Source organism: Amycolatopsis sp. NPDC045836 (genome assembly GCF_056431745.1).
On sequence record NZ_JBWKKF010000027.1, the window covers coordinates 80,527 to 96,889 of the forward strand.

The following is a 16,363-nucleotide window of genomic DNA, read 5'->3' on the forward strand; positions in this document are numbered from 1 at the left end:
GTTTTTGCTTCTCCCCTCCCTGCTAACGAGCGAGGGATGTTTGTAACTGGCCGTCCGCTGAGGGGGCTCCCTCCGTGTTGGGCCCCCCCCCCCCCCCCCCACTCCGGTGACCGGCGCGACCTCGCGAGAGTGCATTCGGAAGTCAGGTCATTGCCCCCACCTACGAGAAATCTCCCAAGAGGTGTGACATGAAGAGAAAACTGGCACTGATCAGTGCCCTGCTGGCCGCCATGGCCGCATTGGTGACACCAGCCGGCGCGGCCCCAGCCACCGGGTTCCAGGTGCAGAACGGCAGGCTCTACGAAAGCAACGGCGCCGAGTTCGTGATGCGTGGCGTGAACCACGCGCACACCTGGTACCGCGGCGAAACCAGTTCGTTCGCCAGCATCAAGGCGCTCGGCGCGAACACCGTGCGGGTGGTGCTGTCCTCTGGCCACCAGTGGACCAAGAACGACGCCGCCGACGTGGCCAACGTGGTTTCGCTGTGCAAGCAGAACCGGCTGATCTGCGTGCTGGAGGTGCACGACACCACCGGCTACGGCGAGCAGGCCGCCGCCGTTTCGCTGGACGCCGCGGCCAGCTACTGGCTCGAGGTGAAGAACTCGATCATCGGCCAGGAGAAGTACGTCATCGTCAACATCGGCAACGAGCCGTGGGGCAACACCGGGCACGCGGGCTGGACCGACGCGACGAAGTCGGCGATCCAGAAGCTGCGGGCGGGCGGCCTCACCCACACGCTGATGGTCGACGCGCCGAACTGGGGCCAGGACTGGTCGTTCACCATGCGGGACAACGCGGCTTCGGTGTTCGCCGCGGACTCGCTGAAGAACACGATGTTCTCGGTGCACATGTACGGCGTGTTCGACACCGCCGCGGAGATCACCGACTACCTCGGCCGGTTCACCGCGGCCGGGCTGCCGATCCTGGTCGGCGAGTTCGGGCACGACCACTCCGACGGCAATCCCGACGAGGACACCATCTTCGCCACCACCCAGGCGCAGCGCCTCGGTTACCTCGGCTGGTCCTGGAGCGGCAACGGCGGCGGTGTGGAGTACCTGGACATGGTCACCGGCTTCAACCCCTCGGCGCTGACCCCGTGGGGGCAGCGGATCTTCAACGGGGCCAACGGCATCAAGCAGACGGCGAAGGAAGCCACCGTGTTCGGTGGTGACAACGTTGACACCCAGGCGCCGACCACCCCGGGCACCCCCACGGCGTCCGGCGTGACCGCCACCGGCGTCAACCTGAGCTGGCCGGCGTCGACCGACAACACCGCCGTGACCGGTTACGACGTGGTGCGGATCAACGGCACCACCGAAGCCGCCGCGGTCTCCACCAGCACGACCTCGGCCGCGGTCACCGGCCTGACCCCGAACACGGCCTACACCTTCGCCGTGTACGCCAGGGACGCGGCGGGCAACCGCTCGGCGCGCTCGGGCACGGCCGCGGTGACCACCGCCCCGGTGGGCACCGGCTCGTGCTCGGTCGGCTACCAGGTCACCGGCCAGTGGCAGGGCGGCTACCAGGCGAAGCTCACCCTGACCAACACCGGCACCAGCGCCCTCGACGGCTGGCAACTGGGCTGGACCTTCACCGGCGGGCAGACCATCACGAACATGTGGCACGGCGTCCCGGCCCAGACCGGCGCGTCGGTCGTGGTCACCAACGCGACCTACAACCGGCTGCTCCCGGCCGGCGGCTCCGTGGAAATCGGCTTCACCGGCTCGTGGACCGGCAGCAACCCGGCGCCCGGCGCCTTCGCCCTGAACGGCGCCCCCTGCTCGACGACCTGATCCCCACAGCACACCACCCCAACCGGCGGCCGGGCACCAACCCCGGGGGCCGTCCACACTCCCCCGGAAAAACCAACCGGCCGCCGGACCACCCGACCCAGGGAACACCACACCCCTGAAGACCACCCAGCGGCCAGAGCACCGACCCCGGGAAGCCCAACACCCCAAAACCAACCAACGACCGACCACCAACCTCAAACCCCCCAACCCACCACCACCCAAACTCCCCAGAACACCCACCACCCAACCGGCAGCCGGGGCACCCACCCAGGGGCGCACCCACACTCCCCCGCCCCACCCCGGCCCCAAGCCAAGAACACGGCGAAGACCTCGTTGTCAAGGCATCTTTCCCGCCTTGACAACGAGGTCTTCGCCGTAGTCACACTGAAAAACCGGGGTGGCTCCCCGCCGCCATCACCCCCGTCGCCCCGTCACCTCACCCGCGGCAGCAGCCACACGACCCCCACCCCCACCAGCATCCCCGCCGCCGCCAGCCACATCGCCCCCACGCCCCCACCAGCCACCGCGAGCAACACCGCCAACCCCACCGCATTCCCCACGTTCAACGTCGTCGAAGCCAGCCCAGAAGCCACCCCCTGCTCCCCCGGCCGCACCCCCGTCGCCGCGGCGATCCACATCGCGGTCCAGACCACGCCCTGCGCCACCCCGGACACGACCAACCCGGGCACGGCACCGGCGACCGACCCCGCGCCCCAAGCCAGCACCGCCGTGCCCGCCACCCCCACGGCGAACGCGCCCAGCAACGTGGTCCGCACCCCGAGCCGGTTCACCAGCCGCTCACCCAGCTGCGTCCCGGTGGCGATGGCGATCGAGGGCACCAGGAACAGCAACCCCGTCTGCAGCGCGCTCAGCCCGTGCCCGGTCTGCAGCAGCACGGTCAGGAAGTACGGCAGCGTGCCGAACGTGGCCATGAACAGGAACGTCACCGCCACCGCCACCACCAGCGTGCGGTTGCCCAGCAACCGCAACGGCAGCAGTGGATCCCGGCCCCCGGCCTCCAGCCGGAGGAACACCGCCAGCAGCACCACCGCCGCGACCGCGGCCACCACGATCTCCGGGGCCGCCCAGCCCGCCTCCGGCCCCTGGACCAGTGCGAACACCAGCAACGTGGCCCCGGCGGTGGCGGTCAGCGCGCCGGGCAGGTCGAAGCGCCGTCCAGCCCGGGAACCGCGGTCGCGCGGGATCACCACCAGCGCGGCGATCGCCACCGCCCCCGCCAGCGGCACGTTCACCAGGAACACCGCCGGCCAGCCGAACGCCTCGGTGAGCACACCGCCGAGCAGCGCGCCGATGGTCAGCCCGCTCGCCCCCGCGCCGCCCCACACCGCCAGCGCCCGGTTGCGCCGCGGTCCCTCCTCGAACAGCGTGTTGAGCAGCGACAAGGTCGACGGCAGCAGCAGCGCGCCGCCGATGCCCTGGACCGCCCTGGCCACCACGATCAGCCCCGGTCCGGTCGCGAGCCCACCGGCCAGCGAGGACACCGCGTACACCGCCAGCGCGGTGACGAAGACCCGGCGGCGGCCGAGCAGGTCGGCCGCGCGCCCGCCGAGCAGCAGGAACCCACCGGCGAAGACGACGTAGGCGCTGACCACCCACTGCTGCGTCCGCCCGGGAAACCCGAGGTCGGCGCCGATCTCCGGCAGCGCCACGAAAACGATGTTGAGGTCGAGCGAAAAGATCAGCTGCGCCAGTGCGAGCAGCGCGAGGCTCCAGCCGGGCCGGACCCGCGTCCCGGAATCAATAGTTCGCATAAACACGTACTGTACGTCTGTACGTCAACAGACGTATCAAGGAGTAGGATGGCCGCGTGTTCTCCCAGCACCCCGAACGCGACCAGATCCGGCTGGACCAGGTACTGGCCACCCTGGGCAACCCCATCCGGCTGCGCATCGTGCGCGTGCTCGCCGACGGCACCGAACGCAGCTGCGGCAAGATCATCGACGGCATGTCGAAGTCGACGCTGACCCGGCACTGGCGGGTGCTGCGCGACAGCGGGGTGATCTGGCAACGCCCCTACGGCCGGGAAAACCTGCTCTCCCTGCGAAGAGAGGACCTCGACGCCCGGTTCCCCGGCCTGCTCGACGCCGTGCTCAACGCCGAGACCTGATGATCACCGTCCCCGCCCGCTTGCTGGCCTTCGGAGCCTGGCAGCACGCGGGCGCGGACGGCCGCCACTGGGTGGAAGAACTGCCGCGGACCTGCGAGGGGTTGTGCCAACGCTGGTCGCTCAGCCCGGACGGCGAGGCGCGGCACGGGTACCACGCCATGGTGCTCCCGGTCCGCCGGGACGGGGAACCGCTGGTGCTCAAGGTGTCCTGGCCGGACGAGGACATCGCCAGCGAACCCCGCGCACTGTCCATCTGGGACGGGCGGAACGCGGTCCGCCTGCTGGAGTCGGATCCGGCCCGGCACGCGGTGCTGCTGGAACGGGCCGACCACACCCGTTCGGCGCACGCGGTCGAGCCCGAGGACGCGATCCCGCTGCTGGGCGGGCTGCTGCGCCGGATGGCCGTCCCGGCGCCGGGAGACCTGCGCCGGGTCTCCGCGATGGCCGGGGGGATCCGCGACACGCTCGACGAACGCTGGCGTGCCGCCGGGCAGCCGTTCCCCCGCTCACTGGCCGAGCGCGTCGGGCACCTGGCCGGCGAACTCGGCGAACTGCCCGACCCGTACCTGGTCAACCGCGAACTGGCCTACCGCAAGGTGCTCGGCGCCACCAGGAACCCGTGGCTGGTGATCAGCCCGCGGGCGGTGGCCGGTCCGCTGGAGTTCCAGGTCGCGCCGCTGCTGTGGACCCGGCTGCCCGAGATCGGCGGGCGCACCGCGGTGCTCCGGCAGTTCCGCCGCCTGGCCGTCGCCGCCGGCCTCGACCGGGACCTCGCCCGCTCGTGGACCGTGGTGCGCTGCGCCGACCACCTGCTGACCGGCCTGGCCGCCGGGTTCACCGAGGAACCGGTGCGCTGCCGCCTCCTGCTCGACACCTTCTTCGGCGCCCGTTGACGGCGCTAGGCTGGGACCCGTGCTTCGCGTCGAACGGGCGATCGGCGCCGTGGTGGGGTCCGCGGTGGGCGACGCCTTGGGGGCTCCGTGCGAATTCGGCCCGCCCGGGCGGTTCTCGCCGGAGATGGGCGGCGGGGGCGGCTGGGACCCCGGCGAGGCCACCGACGACACGCAGATGGCCGTGCACCTCGGCCAGTCCCTGCTCGAGCGCGGTGGCCTGGACCCGGCCGACGTCTTCGCCCGCCTCCGGCGGTGGGCGCACAGCGGTCCCAAGGACATCGGCATCCAGACCGGGGCCGTGCTGAACAGCGGTGACCCGTGGAACCTCGCCGCCGCACTGCACTTCCAGACCCACGGCAGCGCGGCGGGCAACGGGTGCCTGATGCGGGCCGCGACCTCCGCGGTGTACTTCGCCGGCCGGGGCCGGGAAGCCACCATGGCCGCCGCCCGCCGCATCGCCGCGCTCACCCACGGCGACGCGGCGGCGTGGGAGGGCACCGCGATCCTGCACGAACTGCTCCGGCTCGCCCTCGCCGGCACCGACCCCCTCACCCGGCTTCCCGGCGTGCTGACCGCGGTCGTCCCGCGCCACCGCCGCCGTTACGAGACGGTGCTGGCTCCCGGCTGGCACCCCGATCAGGCCACCGAGCCGAACGGCGCGGTCTGGCCCTGCCTCGGTTCCGCCGTGTGGGCCCTGCGCACGACGGCGACCTTCGAGGGCGCCCTGCGAGCCGCCATCGACCTCGGCGGGGACACCGACACGGTCGCGGCGGTGACCGGTGCGCTGGCGGGTGCCGTGCACGGAGCCGGCGCCATCCCCGCCAGGTGGACCGAGCCCCTGCACGTGCCCCTGCCGGGCGGGGACCGGACGCTCTACTTCGCGGACCTGGTCCACCTGGCGGAACGCCTGGCCGAAGACCGATGAACGTGAGCAGCAGCGGGAGCTGACCGGCGTGACGACCTCGCCGCCGTCACGCCGGTCCGGGGCTACCCCTTCACCGAACCGGTCAAGCCGCCGACGATGCGGCGTTCGGCGAGCATGAAGAAACCCAGTGCCGGGATCATCGACAACGCGGTGAACGCCAGCACCCGCGCGGTGTCCTGCGAGTACTGCGACTGGAAGGTCGCCACCCCCAGCGGCAGGGTGAAGTTCCCCGAGTCGTTGAACACCAGCAGCGGCAGCAGGTAGGCGTTCCAGCTGGTGACGAAGGCGAGCACGGCCACCGTGGTCAGCGCGGGCGCCGACAGCGGCAGCAGGATGCGCCAGAAGAACCCGATCCGCGTGGCGCCGTCGAGCACCGCCGCGTCCTCGATTTCCGACGGGATCGCCCGCATGAACGGCCGCAGGATCACGATGGTCACCGGCAGCGAGAAGGCCGCCTCCGGCAACGCCACCCCCAGCGGGTTCTCCAGCATGCCCAGTTGCCGCAGCAGCAGGTACAGCGGCAGGGTGGCCACGCCGATCGGGAACAGCAGCCCGACGGTGAACAGGGTGTACCACGCCTCCCGCCCGCGGAAGGCGTACCGCGACAGCGCGAACGCCGCCATCGAGCCCAGTGCCACCGCCAGCACCGTGGCGACCACCGCGATCAGCAGGCTGTTGCGGAGGAAGGTCCAGAACTCCGGTGCGGCCAGGATCTCCCGGTAGTTGTCGAGCACCCACGGGCTGGGCAGCCCGACGGGGTCGCTGTTGATCTGCGGCGTGGTGCGGAACCCGCCGAGGATCACGAAGATCAGCGGCACCACGGTGATGCCGATGACCAGGATCGCCACCAGGTAGGCGATGGTCTGCCGCTTCACCGGGTCACCGCCCCTTCGGTGTCGCGCCGCAGCGCGAATCGCTGGTACAGCAGGGCGAAGGTGAAGCAGATGATGAACAGGATCACCGCCACCGCGCTGCCGAAACCGAACTCGTACCGCTTGAACCCGTGGTCGATCAGGTAGGTCGCCATCGTGGTCGAGGCGTTGGCCGGGCCACCCAGGGTCATGATCCAGACCAGGTCGAACAACTGCAGCGAGCCGATCACCGACAGGAAGATCCAGATCCGCACGGTCGGCCCGAGCAGCGGCAGGACCACGTGCCGGGTGGTCTGCCAGGCCGTCGCGCCGTCCAGCGCGGCGGCCTCCCGCACCTCCGCCGGAATGCCCTGCAGCCCGGCCAGCAGCAGGATGATGCCGAACCCGATGTACTTCCAGGTGATCACCACGAACAGGGTGAACAGCACCAGGTCCGGGTCGGCCAGCCACTGCCGCACCAGCCCGCCCAGCCCGGCGGCGCCGAGCACCTGGTCGGCGAACCCGCCGGGTTGCAGGATGAGCAGCCAGATCACCGCGGTGATCGCCTCCGAGAGCACGTACGGCGCGAAGACGATCACCCGCAGGAACGCCCGCCCGCGCAGCTTCCGGTTGAGCAGCAGCGCCAGCGCGATGCTCAGCGGCAGCTGCACCACCAGCGAGAGCACGGCGATGACCACGTTGTGCCACACCGCGTTCTGGAACACCGAGCCGGTCAGCGCGTCGAGGTAGTTCTTCAGCCCGGTGAACTCGCCGAGCGAGCCGAAACCCGTCCACGAGTACAGGCTGTAGTACACCGCCAAGCCCATCGGCACCAGCACGAAGCCGACGAACAGCAGCAGTGCCGGGCCGAGGAACAGGGTCAGTTCGAGCTTCCGGCGGAGACCGGTCGGAGCAGCGCTCACTTGTTGCCCGCCGCCGCCTGGTTCACGGCCGCCACGATCGACTCCGGCGTGCCCTGCCCGGCGAAGAAGTTGGCGATCGCGTCGTTGAGCGCCTGGCCGACGCTGGTGGGCAGCGCGATGTCGAAGTAGGTCTGCCGGAACGGGGCCCGCTGGGTGTGCTCGAACACCTGCTTGAGCGAGTCGGTGGTCAGCGCCGGGGCCGCGGCCGGGTTCACCGGCAGGCCGGCGCCGATGGCGGCGAGCTTCTCCTGCACCGGGGTGCTGACCAGGTACTCGAGGAACTTCGCGCAGGCCGCGGCGGCGCGCGTGGTGCACGAGAAGCCGTCACCACCGGCGAGGATCGCCCCGGGGGCACCGGCACCACCGTTGACCGCGGGGAACGGGAACCAGCCGAGCTTCGAGTTCAGGTCCTTGTCCGAGGTGAGCGAGGCCATCGTGTCCGGGGTCCAGTCGCCCTGCAGTTCCATCGCGGCCTGGCCGTTGGCCACCATGCCCGCCGAGCTGCCCGCGCCCTGCTGGGCCGGGGTGCCGACGAAACCGGGCTGGAACGGCTGGGTGTCGAGGAACGCCTTGAGGTCCTGACCGGCCCGCACCCAGCACGGGTCCTCCATGCGCACGGTTTCCACGGCCTTCTTCAGCTCGTCGGGCGAGCAGTGGCGCGCGGCCAGGTAACCCCAGTAGAACGCGTCCGGCCAGCGGTCCTTGCCGCCGACCGCGATCGGCGCCACCCCGGCGGCCTTCAGCTTGGTCACCGCGGCGTTCAATTCGTCCATTGTGGACGGCGGAGTGGTGATGCCGGCGTTGGCGAAGATGTCCTTGCGGTACCAGAAGCCGACGGTGTGCGCGGCGTAGGGCACCCCGAACTGCTTGCCGTCGGCCTGGTAGCCCTCGGCGATCGGGCCGAGCGTGCCGATCCACGGCTCGGTCTGCTTGGTGATGTCGGCGACCTTGCCGGACGGCAGTTGTCCCGCGCCCTGCCCGCCACCCCACTGCTGGTAGATGTCCGGTGGGCTGTCCGACTGCAGCGCGAGCGGGATCTTGGTCTGGAACTGCTCGTTCTGCACCGGTTCGATCTTGAAGCTCACCCCGGGGTTCGCGGCCTGGTAGTCGGCGGCGACCTGGTCCCACAGCGCTTTGCGGGTTTCGGTGGTGCTGTTGTGCCACCAGGTGAGGGTGACGGGCCCGTCCGCGTTCTCACTCGCGCTGTCCCCGCCGCCGCTGCAGGCGGTGAGGGCGGCCGCGGTGACCGCGGTGAGCAGGAAGGCGCAAACGTTCCGGATTCGGCGCATGATGGTCCACTCCTGACGACTTCGGCCGAGCTGGACCGGGCTTGGCAACCCAGTGAGGCTAGAGAGTTTGCGCCCTGGTCGGGCTCGTGTCAATCGTTGTCGATAACGTTTTACAGAGCTAGCATGAGCCGGTGCAGCCAAGCTCCCGTGTGACCATCAGGGACGTCGCCGAACGCGCCGGCGTTTCGGTGGCGACCGTGTCCAAAGTGCTCAACCAGCGGTACGGCGTCGCCGCCGCCACCTCCGCTCGCGTGCGTTCGGTGATCGAGGAACTGGGGTACGAGGCCAGCCTGGTCGCCCAGAGCCTGCGCAACCACCGGACCAACGTGATCGGCATCCTGGTGGCCGACCTCGAACCGTTCAGCACCGAGTTGCTCAAGGGCGCGGCCGACGCGATCCGGGGTTCCGGCTTCGAGCTCGTCGTCTACTCGGCGGGCGGGCGCACCGACGACAAGGCGGGCTGGGAACGCCGCTACCTGTCCCGGCTGAGCGGCACCCTGGTCGACGGCGCGCTGCTGGTCACCCCGGCCGCCTCGCTGGAACCCCGCGCGGGCACCCCGGTGGTCGCGGTCGACCCGCACACCGGCTCGGCCGAGCTGCCCACCATCGACTCGGACAACCTGCGTGGTGCGCAGCTGGCCGTCGAGCACCTGCTCGGCCTCGGCCACCGCCGGATCGCGCTGCTCACCGGCCGTCCCGACCTGCAGTCGGCGCACCTGCGCGAAACCGGCTACCGGAACGCGCTGGCCGCGGCGGGCGTGCCGGTGGACGAGAAGCTGGTGCAGGTCGGCGCGTACGACCCGGAGGTCTCCGCGGCCTCGGCCCGGCTGCTGCTGGACTCCCCCGACCGGCCGACCGCGGTGTTCGCGGCCAACGACCTGTCGGCCATCGCCACCGTGGAGACCGCGCACGCACTGGGCCTCCGCGTCCCGGAGGACCTGTCGGTGGTCGGCTTCGACAACATCCCGGAGTCGGTGCTGTGCGTGCCGCCGCTGACCACGGTCGAGCAGCCCATCCGCGAGATGGGCCGCCGCGCCATCGAACTCCTCATCCCGTTGATCAACGGGCAGCAACCCGAACCCACGCACGTCACGCTGGACACCCGGCTCGTCGTGCGCCAGTCGACCCGACAGGTGGAGCAGTCGTGACCCTCGATCCCGCGAGCGCCGAACTCTGGCGCGACCCCGCCGCCGCCCCCGCCGACCGGGTGGCCGACCTGATGTCCCGGATGGACACGCGCGAGAAGCTGGCCCAGCTCTTCGGTGTCTGGGTGGGCATCGACGCGGCCGGGGAAATGGCCCCGCACCAGCACGACTTCGCCATCGAACCGGGTGACTGGGACCGGCTGGTCGGCTCCGGCATCGGCCAGCTGACCCGGGTGTTCGGCACCCGGCCGGTGGAGCCGCTGATCGGCGCGCGCGGGCTGGCCCGCACCCAGCGCGAGGTGATGGCCGCCAGCCGGTTCGGCATCCCGGCGCAGGTGCACGAGGAGTGCCTGACCGGGCTGGCCGCCTGGCGGGCCACGGTGTACCCGTCGCCGCTGTGCTGGGGCGCCAGCTTCGACCCGGCGCTGGTCGAGCGCATGGCCGCGCACATCGGCCGGTCGATGCGGCGGCTGGGCGTGCACCAGGGCATGGCCCCGGTCCTCGACGTGGCCCGCGACCTGCGGTGGGGACGCGTCGAGGAAACCATCGCCGAGGACCCGCACCTGGTCGGTGCGATCGGCTCGGCCTACGTGCGCGGGCTGGAGTCCGCCGGGGTGGTGGCCACGCTGAAGCACTTCGCCGGGTACTCCGCGTCGAAGGCGGGCCGCAACCTGGCGCCGGTGTCGATCGGGGCGCGGGAGCTGGCCGACGTGCTGCTGCCGCCGTTCGAACAGGCGCTGCGGGCGGGCGCGCGCTCGGTGATGAACGCCTACACCGACAACGACGGCGTGCCCGCCGCCGCGGACGCGAGCCTGCTCACCGAGCGGCTGCGGGAGGTCTACGGCTTCACCGGCACCGTGGTCGCCGACTACTTCTCGGTCTCGTTCCTGCGCACGCTGCACGGGGTGGCGGGCACCAGGGCCGAAGCCGCCGTGCAGGCGCTGGCCGCCGGCATCGACGTCGAACTGCCGACGGTCGACTGCTTCGGCGCACCGCTGCTGCTCGCGCTGGAATCCGGGGAAGCCGATCTCGCCCTGGTCGACCGCGCGCTGGAGCGGGTGCTGCGGCAGAAGTGCGAACTCGGGCTGCTCGACCCGGACTGGTCGCCGGATCCCGAAGTGCTCACCGAAGGCCAGGCCGACCTGGACGACGCCGGGTCGCGGGCGGTGGCGCGCGAGCTGGCCGAGCGGTCGATCGTGTTGCTGCGCAACGAAGACGTGCTGCCGCTGACCCCGGGCAAGCGGCTCGCCGTGATCGGCCCGCGGGCCGACGACCCCGGCGCGATGTTCGGCTGCTACTCGTTCCCGATGCACGTCGGCGTGCACCACCCCGACGTGCCGCTGGGCGTCGAGGTGCCCACCCTGCTGGAGGCGCTGAGCGGCGACCACGACGTGACCTACGCGCTGGGCTGCCCGGTGGAAGGCGGTGAGGACGCCGGGATCGCCGACGCGGCCAGGGTCGCCGCCGACGCCGAGGTCTGCGTGGTGGTGCTCGGTGACCGCGCCGGCCTGTTCGGCGGCGGCACCTCCGGCGAAGGCTGCGACGCGGCCGACCTGCGGCTGCCCGGCCGTCAGGAGGAACTGCTCGAAGCCGTGCTGGACACCGGCACGCCGGTGGTGCTGGTGCTGCTGAGCGGCCGCCCGTACGAGCTGTCCCGCCAGGCCGACCGGCTCGCGGCCATCGTCTGCGGCTTCTTCCCCGGTGAGGAGGGCGGCACGGCGCTGGCCGGGGTGCTCAGCGGGCGGGTGAACCCGTCCGGGCGGCTGCCGGTCAGCTTCCCGGCGGCCGGGGTCAACCAGCCCGCCACCTACCTGGCCGCGCCGCTGGCCACCCGCAGCGAGGTCAGCACGGTCGACCCGACCGCGCTGTACCCGTTCGGGCACGGCCTGTCCTACGCGCCGATCACCTGGGGCGAGGTCACCGGCGACCAGGGGTGGGCCACCGACGGCGTGTTCCGGCTGACCGTGCCGCTGCGCAACGAGACCGAGCGCGCGAGCAGCGAGGTGGTGCAGGTCTACCTGCACGACCCGGTGGCCGAATGCGTGCTGCCGGTGCAGCGCCTGATCGCCGCGGTGCGGGTGGACCTGGCCCCGGGTGAGGCGCGTACCGTGCGGATCGGCCTGCACGCGGACCTGACCTGCTACACCGGCCGGTCCGGGGAGCGGCAGGTGGACCCGGGTGAGGTGGAACTGCGGATCGGCGCCTCCAGCACCGACATCCGCACCACGCTGGCCCCGGCGTTGACCGGCCCGCGCCGGGTGGTGGGTTTCGACCGGGTGCTCACCCCGGAAATCACCTGGTAATACTTTCGAATTCAGTAACGAAACTATCGGCAGGATGGAAATCGCGTACACTGCGCTCCATGCCAGTGGAATCCGAGCGGAAGCCGGCCGGTGCTCCGGCGCAGGGCAAGGTCACCATCGCCCAGATCGCGGTGGAGGCCGGGGTTTCCATCCCGACAGTTTCGAAGGTGGTCAACGGGCGCACCGACGTGGCCGCCGCGACCAGGGAACGGGTCGAGGAGATCATCCGCCGCTACGGCTACCAGCGGCGCAGCGACGAGCGGGCCCGCCGCTCCAACCTGCTGGAGCTGATGTTCCACGAGCTGGAGAGCATCTGGGCGCTGGAGATCATGCGCGGGGTCGAGCAGGTGGCCAGCGAGCACGACCTGGCCGTGGTGCTCTCGGAGTCCCAGGGCAGGCTGACCCCCGGCCGGGGCTGGCTGGAGAAGGTGCTGGCGCGGCGGCCGATCGGCGTGGTGTCGGTGTTCTCCGACCTCAGCGCCGATCAGCTGGCGAAGCTGGAGTCGCGCAGCATCCCGGTGGTGGTGGTCGATCCGGTCGGTGAGCCGGGTGAGCGCACCTACTCCATCGGGGCCACCAACTGGAACGGCGGGCTGATCGCCACGCGGCACCTGCTCGAACTGGGCCACCGGCGGATCGCGGTGATCGGCGGGCCGGAGCGGGTGCTGTGCAGCCGCGCCAGGGTCGACGGTTACCGCGCCGCACTGGAAACCGCCGGGCTGCCGGTGGACCCGGCACTGGTGCGCTACGGCGACTTCCACGTCGAAGCCGGGCGCGCGCAGCTCACCGAACTGCTCAAGGTGCCCGACCGGCCGACCGCGGTGTTCGCCGGCAGCGACCTGCAGGCCTTCGGCGTCTACGAGGCGGCGCGGGCGGCGGGGCTGCGCATCCCGGACGACCTGAGCGTGGTCGGCTTCGACGACCTGCCGGTGGCCGGCTGGGTCGGCCCGCCGCTGACCACCATCCGGCAGCCGCTGCAGGAGATGGCCGCGGCGGGCACCCGCCTGGTGCTGGCGCTCGCCCGCGGCGAGGAGGCCGAGCACCGGCGGGTGGAACTGGCCACCAGCCTGGTGGTGCGGCAGAGCACCGCACCACCGGTCAGCTGAGCACGCCGAGGAACTGCAGGGCCATCGCGGCCATGCCGGCGCCCAGCGCGTCGTGCCCGGTGCCCGCCATGCTGATGCCCTCGACCCCGGGTGCCGTACCGGGTGCGCGTCCACCCCGGTTCCGGTTGGCCGGTGCTGCTCGGCGTGGTGGGCAGGCCGTGCACGTGGGTCCACTGGGCCAGCTGCTCGCCGAAGTTCGGGTAGCGCGGCGTGGTGTCGGCCGTGCCGTGCCACACCTGCGTGCGCGGGCGCGGCCCGCTGTAGCCGGGATGGGCCGCCCGTACCGGATCTCCCCACCGCTGCGGGGTTTTGAGCAGGTCGCCGTTGGCGCACGCGCTGTTCCAGCCTAGGCCCCGAGCAGCACGTTGGTCGGCATCGCGCCGGACGAGGAACCGGTGGCGTAGACGCGGTCCGCGTCGCCGTTGTGGTGTTTGAGCACGTGGTCGACCATCGACCCGATGCCCTCCGGGCCGCTGCGGGTGGCCGACGGGTAGATCACCACGAAGCCGTGCTGATCGGCCAAGCGGGCGAACTCGGTACCCGAGTGGAAGGCCGGGCCGGAACCGGTGCAGTAATGCACGGCGACCAGCACCGCCGCTTTCGGCGCCACTTTGCCCGGTACGTACAGGTGCATTCTCAGGCCGCTCGGATTGTTGCCGAAACCGGTCACCTCGGTCAGCGCGGTGGCCGGGCGACCGGGGCCAGCAGGGCGGCGAGCACGGTGAGAACGCCGACGAGAACTGCTTTCCTGCGCACGTCCACCTCCAGGGTCGGCGTTCAATGATGCGGCCGCGCACAACGGGACAACAATGACTTTCGAAAAGGTTTCGACGCCGGATTCCCGGCGATCAAGCGCCTTGACGCTGCCGAGGGGCCATTCTATGGTCGAATTGCCAGTTCACCTCTTCGAAACTATCGGAAAGAGGGCTCATGCGCACGTTCCGGGTGGCGGTGGTCGGCACCGGTGGAATCGCCGAAGCAGCACACGTTCCCGCCATCCGGGCCGCCGGTGCCCGGGCGAAGCTGGTCACCGCGGTGGACACCGATCCCGCCCGATTGGCGGTGTTCCAGCAGAAAACCGGTATCCCGGTGGCGTACCAGTCACTGAAGTCCATGCTGCGCACCGAAAAGCCGGACCTGGTGCAGGTGTGCACCCCACCGGCCACGCACGCGGACATCGCCATCGCCTGCCTGGAAGCCGGTTCGTGGGTGCTGCTGGAAAAACCGCCCGCGTTGTCGCTGGCCGAGTACGACCGGATCACCGCCGCCGAACGCGAAGGCGGGCCGTACGCCAGCGTGGTCTTCCAGCACCGGTTCGGCTCGGGTGCGCGTCACGCGGGGCAGCTCATCGGCAGCGGCGCGCTCGGCCGCCCGCTGGTCGCCCTCTGCCACACCACCTGGTTCCGCGACCAGTCCTATTTCGACGTCCCGTGGCGCGGGAAGTGGGCCACCGAGGGCGGGGGGCCGACGATGGGGCACGGCATCCACCAGATCGACCTGCTGCTGGCGTTGCTCGGCGAGTGGACCGAGGTGCGGGCGATGGCGGGCAGGCTGGACCGCCGGGTGGAGACCGAGGACGTGTCGATGGCGGTCGTGCGGTTCGCCTCCGGTGCCATGGCCTCGATCGTCAACAGCGTGCTGTCGCCGCGGGAGGAGAGCTACCTGCGCGTCGACCTGACCGAGGCGACGGTCGAGGTGCGGCACCTCTACGGCTACCACAACAGCGACTGGCGGTACACGCCCGCGCCGCAGGTGACCGACGAGCGCCTGATCGAGTCGTGGTCGCAGGTGCCGGAGGACGTCGGCAGCTCGCACTCGGCGCAACTGCCCCACCTGCTCGACGCCATGGAACGCGGGGAACGCCCGCCGCTGTCGGGTGCGGAGGGGCGCCAGACCCTCGAACTGGTCACCGCGCTGTACCGGTCGGCGTTCACCGGCGCCCCGGTCACCCGCGACCAGCTGCGGCCGGGCGACGTTTTCTACCACCGGATGAACGGGGACGTGAAACTGTGAAGCTGATCGACGGCGACGGCGTGTTCACCGGGTCGGAGGGCGGGGTGGAGTTGCTGCGCTACACCTACCGCCCGGACATCGACGGGTTCGAGTGCCCGAGCCCGAGCTTCCACCCGCTGCGCACGCTGGACGGTGACGTGGTCACCGGCAACCGGCCGCACGACCACCGCTGGCACAAGGGACTGGCGATGACGGTGTCCCACCTGGACGACCAGAACTTCTGGGGCGGGGTGACCTACCTCCGCGACCGCGGGTACCAGGCGCTGGACAACGTCGGTTCGCTGGTGCACCGGGAGTTCACCGCGCTGGCGCCGGAGCGGGTGGCCGAGGAGGTCGACTGGCTCACCGCGGCCGGGGAGAAGTGGCTGGCCGAGCAGCGCACGATGGCGTTCGAGGTGGAGGACGGGGCCTGGACGCTCGACTTCACCACCGAACTGCGCAACGTCCGCGACACCGCCCTGGAGTTCGGCAGCCCGACGGTGCACGGGCGGGAACTGGCCGGGTACTGCGGTTTCTTCTGGCGGGGCCCGCGTTCCTTCGAACACGGCGAGGTGCTCGCCTCGGACGGCCAGTCGGGCCCGGAGCTGATGGGCCGCGCGGCGACCTGGCTGGCCTACCTCGGCAAGCACGACGAGGTGGACCACACCTCGACGCTGCTGTTCACCCCCGACCCGGCCAACCCGGTGCCGGACCCGCGGTGGTTCGTGCGCACCTCCCCCTACGCCGTGGTCAACCCTTCGCTGGCCTTCTACGATCCCCTGCACCTGGCCGCCGGCGACACCCTGCGCCTGCGCTACCGCCTCCTCATCGCCAACGGCTCGTGGCCGCGCGAACGCCTGGAATCCAGGGTGGCTTCGTACACCTGGTGAACACCGGGCGGTGCTGGGGGCCGGGCGCGGCTAGGCCGTGTTTCACATGTGGCGTAGCCAGATGTTGATGGCGGCGATGTTGACGGTGGCCTGGTAGCGCACAGCGAGCTTGTCGTAGCGAGTGG

General features: G+C 71.2%; 14 protein-coding genes. 9 read left to right on the forward strand and 5 right to left on the reverse strand.

Going from position 1 to position 16,363, the window contains the following annotated elements:
* Positions 1-188: 188 nt before the first annotated feature.
* On the forward strand, positions 189-1,793 hold the full coding sequence (locus AC07EG_RS35115) for a cellulase family glycosylhydrolase (RefSeq protein WP_478257566.1): 1,605 nt from the start codon (positions 189-191) through the stop codon (positions 1,791-1,793).
* Positions 1,794-2,224: 431 nt separating this feature from the next.
* Here AC07EG_RS35115 and AC07EG_RS35120 read toward each other — a convergent pair whose 3' ends face one another.
* Positions 2,225-3,565 carry an MFS transporter gene (locus AC07EG_RS35120; protein ID WP_478257567.1) on the reverse strand — a complete coding sequence of 447 codons (1,341 nt, stop codon included), beginning with the start codon at positions 3,563-3,565 and terminating at the stop codon, positions 2,225-2,227.
* Between the two features lie 56 nt (positions 3,566-3,621).
* On the opposite strand from AC07EG_RS35120, the gene AC07EG_RS35125 reads away from it, so the two are divergent.
* From AC07EG_RS35125 to AC07EG_RS35135, 3 genes are read left to right on the forward strand one after another with little or no spacing between them, the layout of a single operon-like run.
* A complete protein-coding gene (locus AC07EG_RS35125) occupies positions 3,622-3,921 on the forward strand; it encodes an ArsR/SmtB family transcription factor (RefSeq protein WP_478257568.1) in 300 nt (99 codons plus the stop codon).
* A complete protein-coding gene (locus AC07EG_RS35130) occupies positions 3,921-4,814 on the forward strand; it encodes an aminoglycoside phosphotransferase family protein (RefSeq protein ID WP_478257569.1) in 894 nt (297 codons plus the stop codon). Before AC07EG_RS35125 ends, AC07EG_RS35130 begins: the two co-directional genes overlap by 1 nt.
* Positions 4,815-4,833: 19 nt before the next feature.
* Positions 4,834-5,739 carry an ADP-ribosylglycohydrolase family protein gene (locus AC07EG_RS35135; protein ID WP_478257570.1) on the forward strand — a complete coding sequence of 302 codons (906 nt, stop codon included), beginning with the start codon at positions 4,834-4,836 and terminating at the stop codon, positions 5,737-5,739.
* A gap of 62 nt (positions 5,740-5,801) precedes the next feature.
* Here AC07EG_RS35135 and AC07EG_RS35140 read toward each other — a convergent pair whose 3' ends face one another.
* From AC07EG_RS35140 to AC07EG_RS35150, 3 genes are read right to left on the reverse strand one after another with little or no spacing between them, the layout of a single operon-like run.
* Positions 5,802-6,614 carry a carbohydrate ABC transporter permease gene (locus tag AC07EG_RS35140; RefSeq protein ID WP_478257571.1) on the reverse strand — a complete coding sequence of 271 codons (813 nt, stop codon included), beginning with the start codon at positions 6,612-6,614 and terminating at the stop codon, positions 5,802-5,804.
* On the reverse strand, positions 6,611-7,513 hold the full coding sequence (locus AC07EG_RS35145) for a carbohydrate ABC transporter permease (protein ID WP_478257572.1): 903 nt from the start codon (positions 7,511-7,513) through the stop codon (positions 6,611-6,613). The genes AC07EG_RS35140 and AC07EG_RS35145 overlap by 4 nt, the downstream gene beginning before the upstream one ends.
* Positions 7,510-8,802 carry an ABC transporter substrate-binding protein gene (locus AC07EG_RS35150; RefSeq protein WP_478257573.1) on the reverse strand — a complete coding sequence of 431 codons (1,293 nt, stop codon included), beginning with the start codon at positions 8,800-8,802 and terminating at the stop codon, positions 7,510-7,512. The genes AC07EG_RS35145 and AC07EG_RS35150 overlap by 4 nt, the downstream gene beginning before the upstream one ends.
* 149 nt (positions 8,803-8,951) lie before the next feature.
* On the opposite strand from AC07EG_RS35150, the gene AC07EG_RS35155 reads away from it, so the two are divergent.
* From AC07EG_RS35155 to AC07EG_RS35165, 3 genes are all read left to right on the forward strand, one after another.
* Positions 8,952-9,950, forward strand: coding sequence for a LacI family DNA-binding transcriptional regulator (locus AC07EG_RS35155; RefSeq protein WP_478257574.1), 999 nt, complete (start codon positions 8,952-8,954; stop codon positions 9,948-9,950).
* A gap of 71 nt (positions 9,951-10,021) precedes the next feature.
* Positions 10,022-12,250 carry a beta-glucosidase gene (locus tag AC07EG_RS35160; protein WP_478257580.1) on the forward strand — a complete coding sequence of 743 codons (2,229 nt, stop codon included), beginning with the start codon at positions 10,022-10,024 and terminating at the stop codon, positions 12,248-12,250.
* Positions 12,251-12,309: 59 nt separating this feature from the next.
* A complete protein-coding gene (locus AC07EG_RS35165; RefSeq protein ID WP_478257575.1) occupies positions 12,310-13,356 on the forward strand; it encodes a LacI family DNA-binding transcriptional regulator in 1,047 nt (348 codons plus the stop codon).
* 346 nt (positions 13,357-13,702) lie between these two features.
* Here AC07EG_RS35165 and AC07EG_RS35170 read toward each other — a convergent pair whose 3' ends face one another.
* Complete coding sequence (locus AC07EG_RS35170; RefSeq protein ID WP_478257576.1) at positions 13,703-13,990, reverse strand: CE1 family esterase; 288 nt, start codon at positions 13,988-13,990, stop codon at positions 13,703-13,705.
* Positions 13,991-14,286: 296 nt separating this feature from the next.
* On the opposite strand from AC07EG_RS35170, the gene AC07EG_RS35175 reads away from it, so the two are divergent.
* Complete coding sequence (locus AC07EG_RS35175; protein WP_478257577.1) at positions 14,287-15,369, forward strand: Gfo/Idh/MocA family protein; 1,083 nt, start codon at positions 14,287-14,289, stop codon at positions 15,367-15,369.
* The gene (locus AC07EG_RS35180; protein ID WP_478257578.1) at positions 15,366-16,238 is read left to right on the forward strand and encodes a DUF6807 domain-containing protein; all 873 of its coding nucleotides are present in this window, start codon (positions 15,366-15,368) and stop codon (positions 16,236-16,238) included. Before AC07EG_RS35175 ends, AC07EG_RS35180 begins: the two co-directional genes overlap by 4 nt.
* The last annotated feature ends 125 nt before the right edge of the window (positions 16,239-16,363 follow it).

Excerpts from the sequence above, each read along its gene's own strand:
- AC07EG_RS35115 (WP_478257566.1), top strand. The coding sequence starts at position 189 with ATGAAGAGAAAACTGGCACTGATCAGTGCCCTGCTGGCCGCCATGGCC.
- AC07EG_RS35120 (WP_478257567.1), bottom strand. The coding sequence starts at position 3,565 with ATGCGAACTATTGATTCCGGGACGCGGGTCCGGCCCGGCTGGAGCCTC.
- AC07EG_RS35130 (WP_478257569.1), top strand. The coding sequence starts at position 3,921 with ATGATCACCGTCCCCGCCCGCTTGCTGGCCTTCGGAGCCTGGCAGCAC.
- AC07EG_RS35150 (WP_478257573.1), bottom strand. The coding sequence starts at position 8,802 with ATGCGCCGAATCCGGAACGTTTGCGCCTTCCTGCTCACCGCGGTCACC.
- AC07EG_RS35160 (WP_478257580.1), top strand. The coding sequence starts at position 10,022 with ATGTCCCGGATGGACACGCGCGAGAAGCTGGCCCAGCTCTTCGGTGTC.
- AC07EG_RS35165 (WP_478257575.1), top strand. The coding sequence starts at position 12,310 with ATGCCAGTGGAATCCGAGCGGAAGCCGGCCGGTGCTCCGGCGCAGGGC.
- AC07EG_RS35170 (WP_478257576.1), bottom strand. The coding sequence starts at position 13,990 with ATGCACCTGTACGTACCGGGCAAAGTGGCGCCGAAAGCGGCGGTGCTG.
- AC07EG_RS35175 (WP_478257577.1), top strand. The coding sequence starts at position 14,287 with ATGCGCACGTTCCGGGTGGCGGTGGTCGGCACCGGTGGAATCGCCGAA.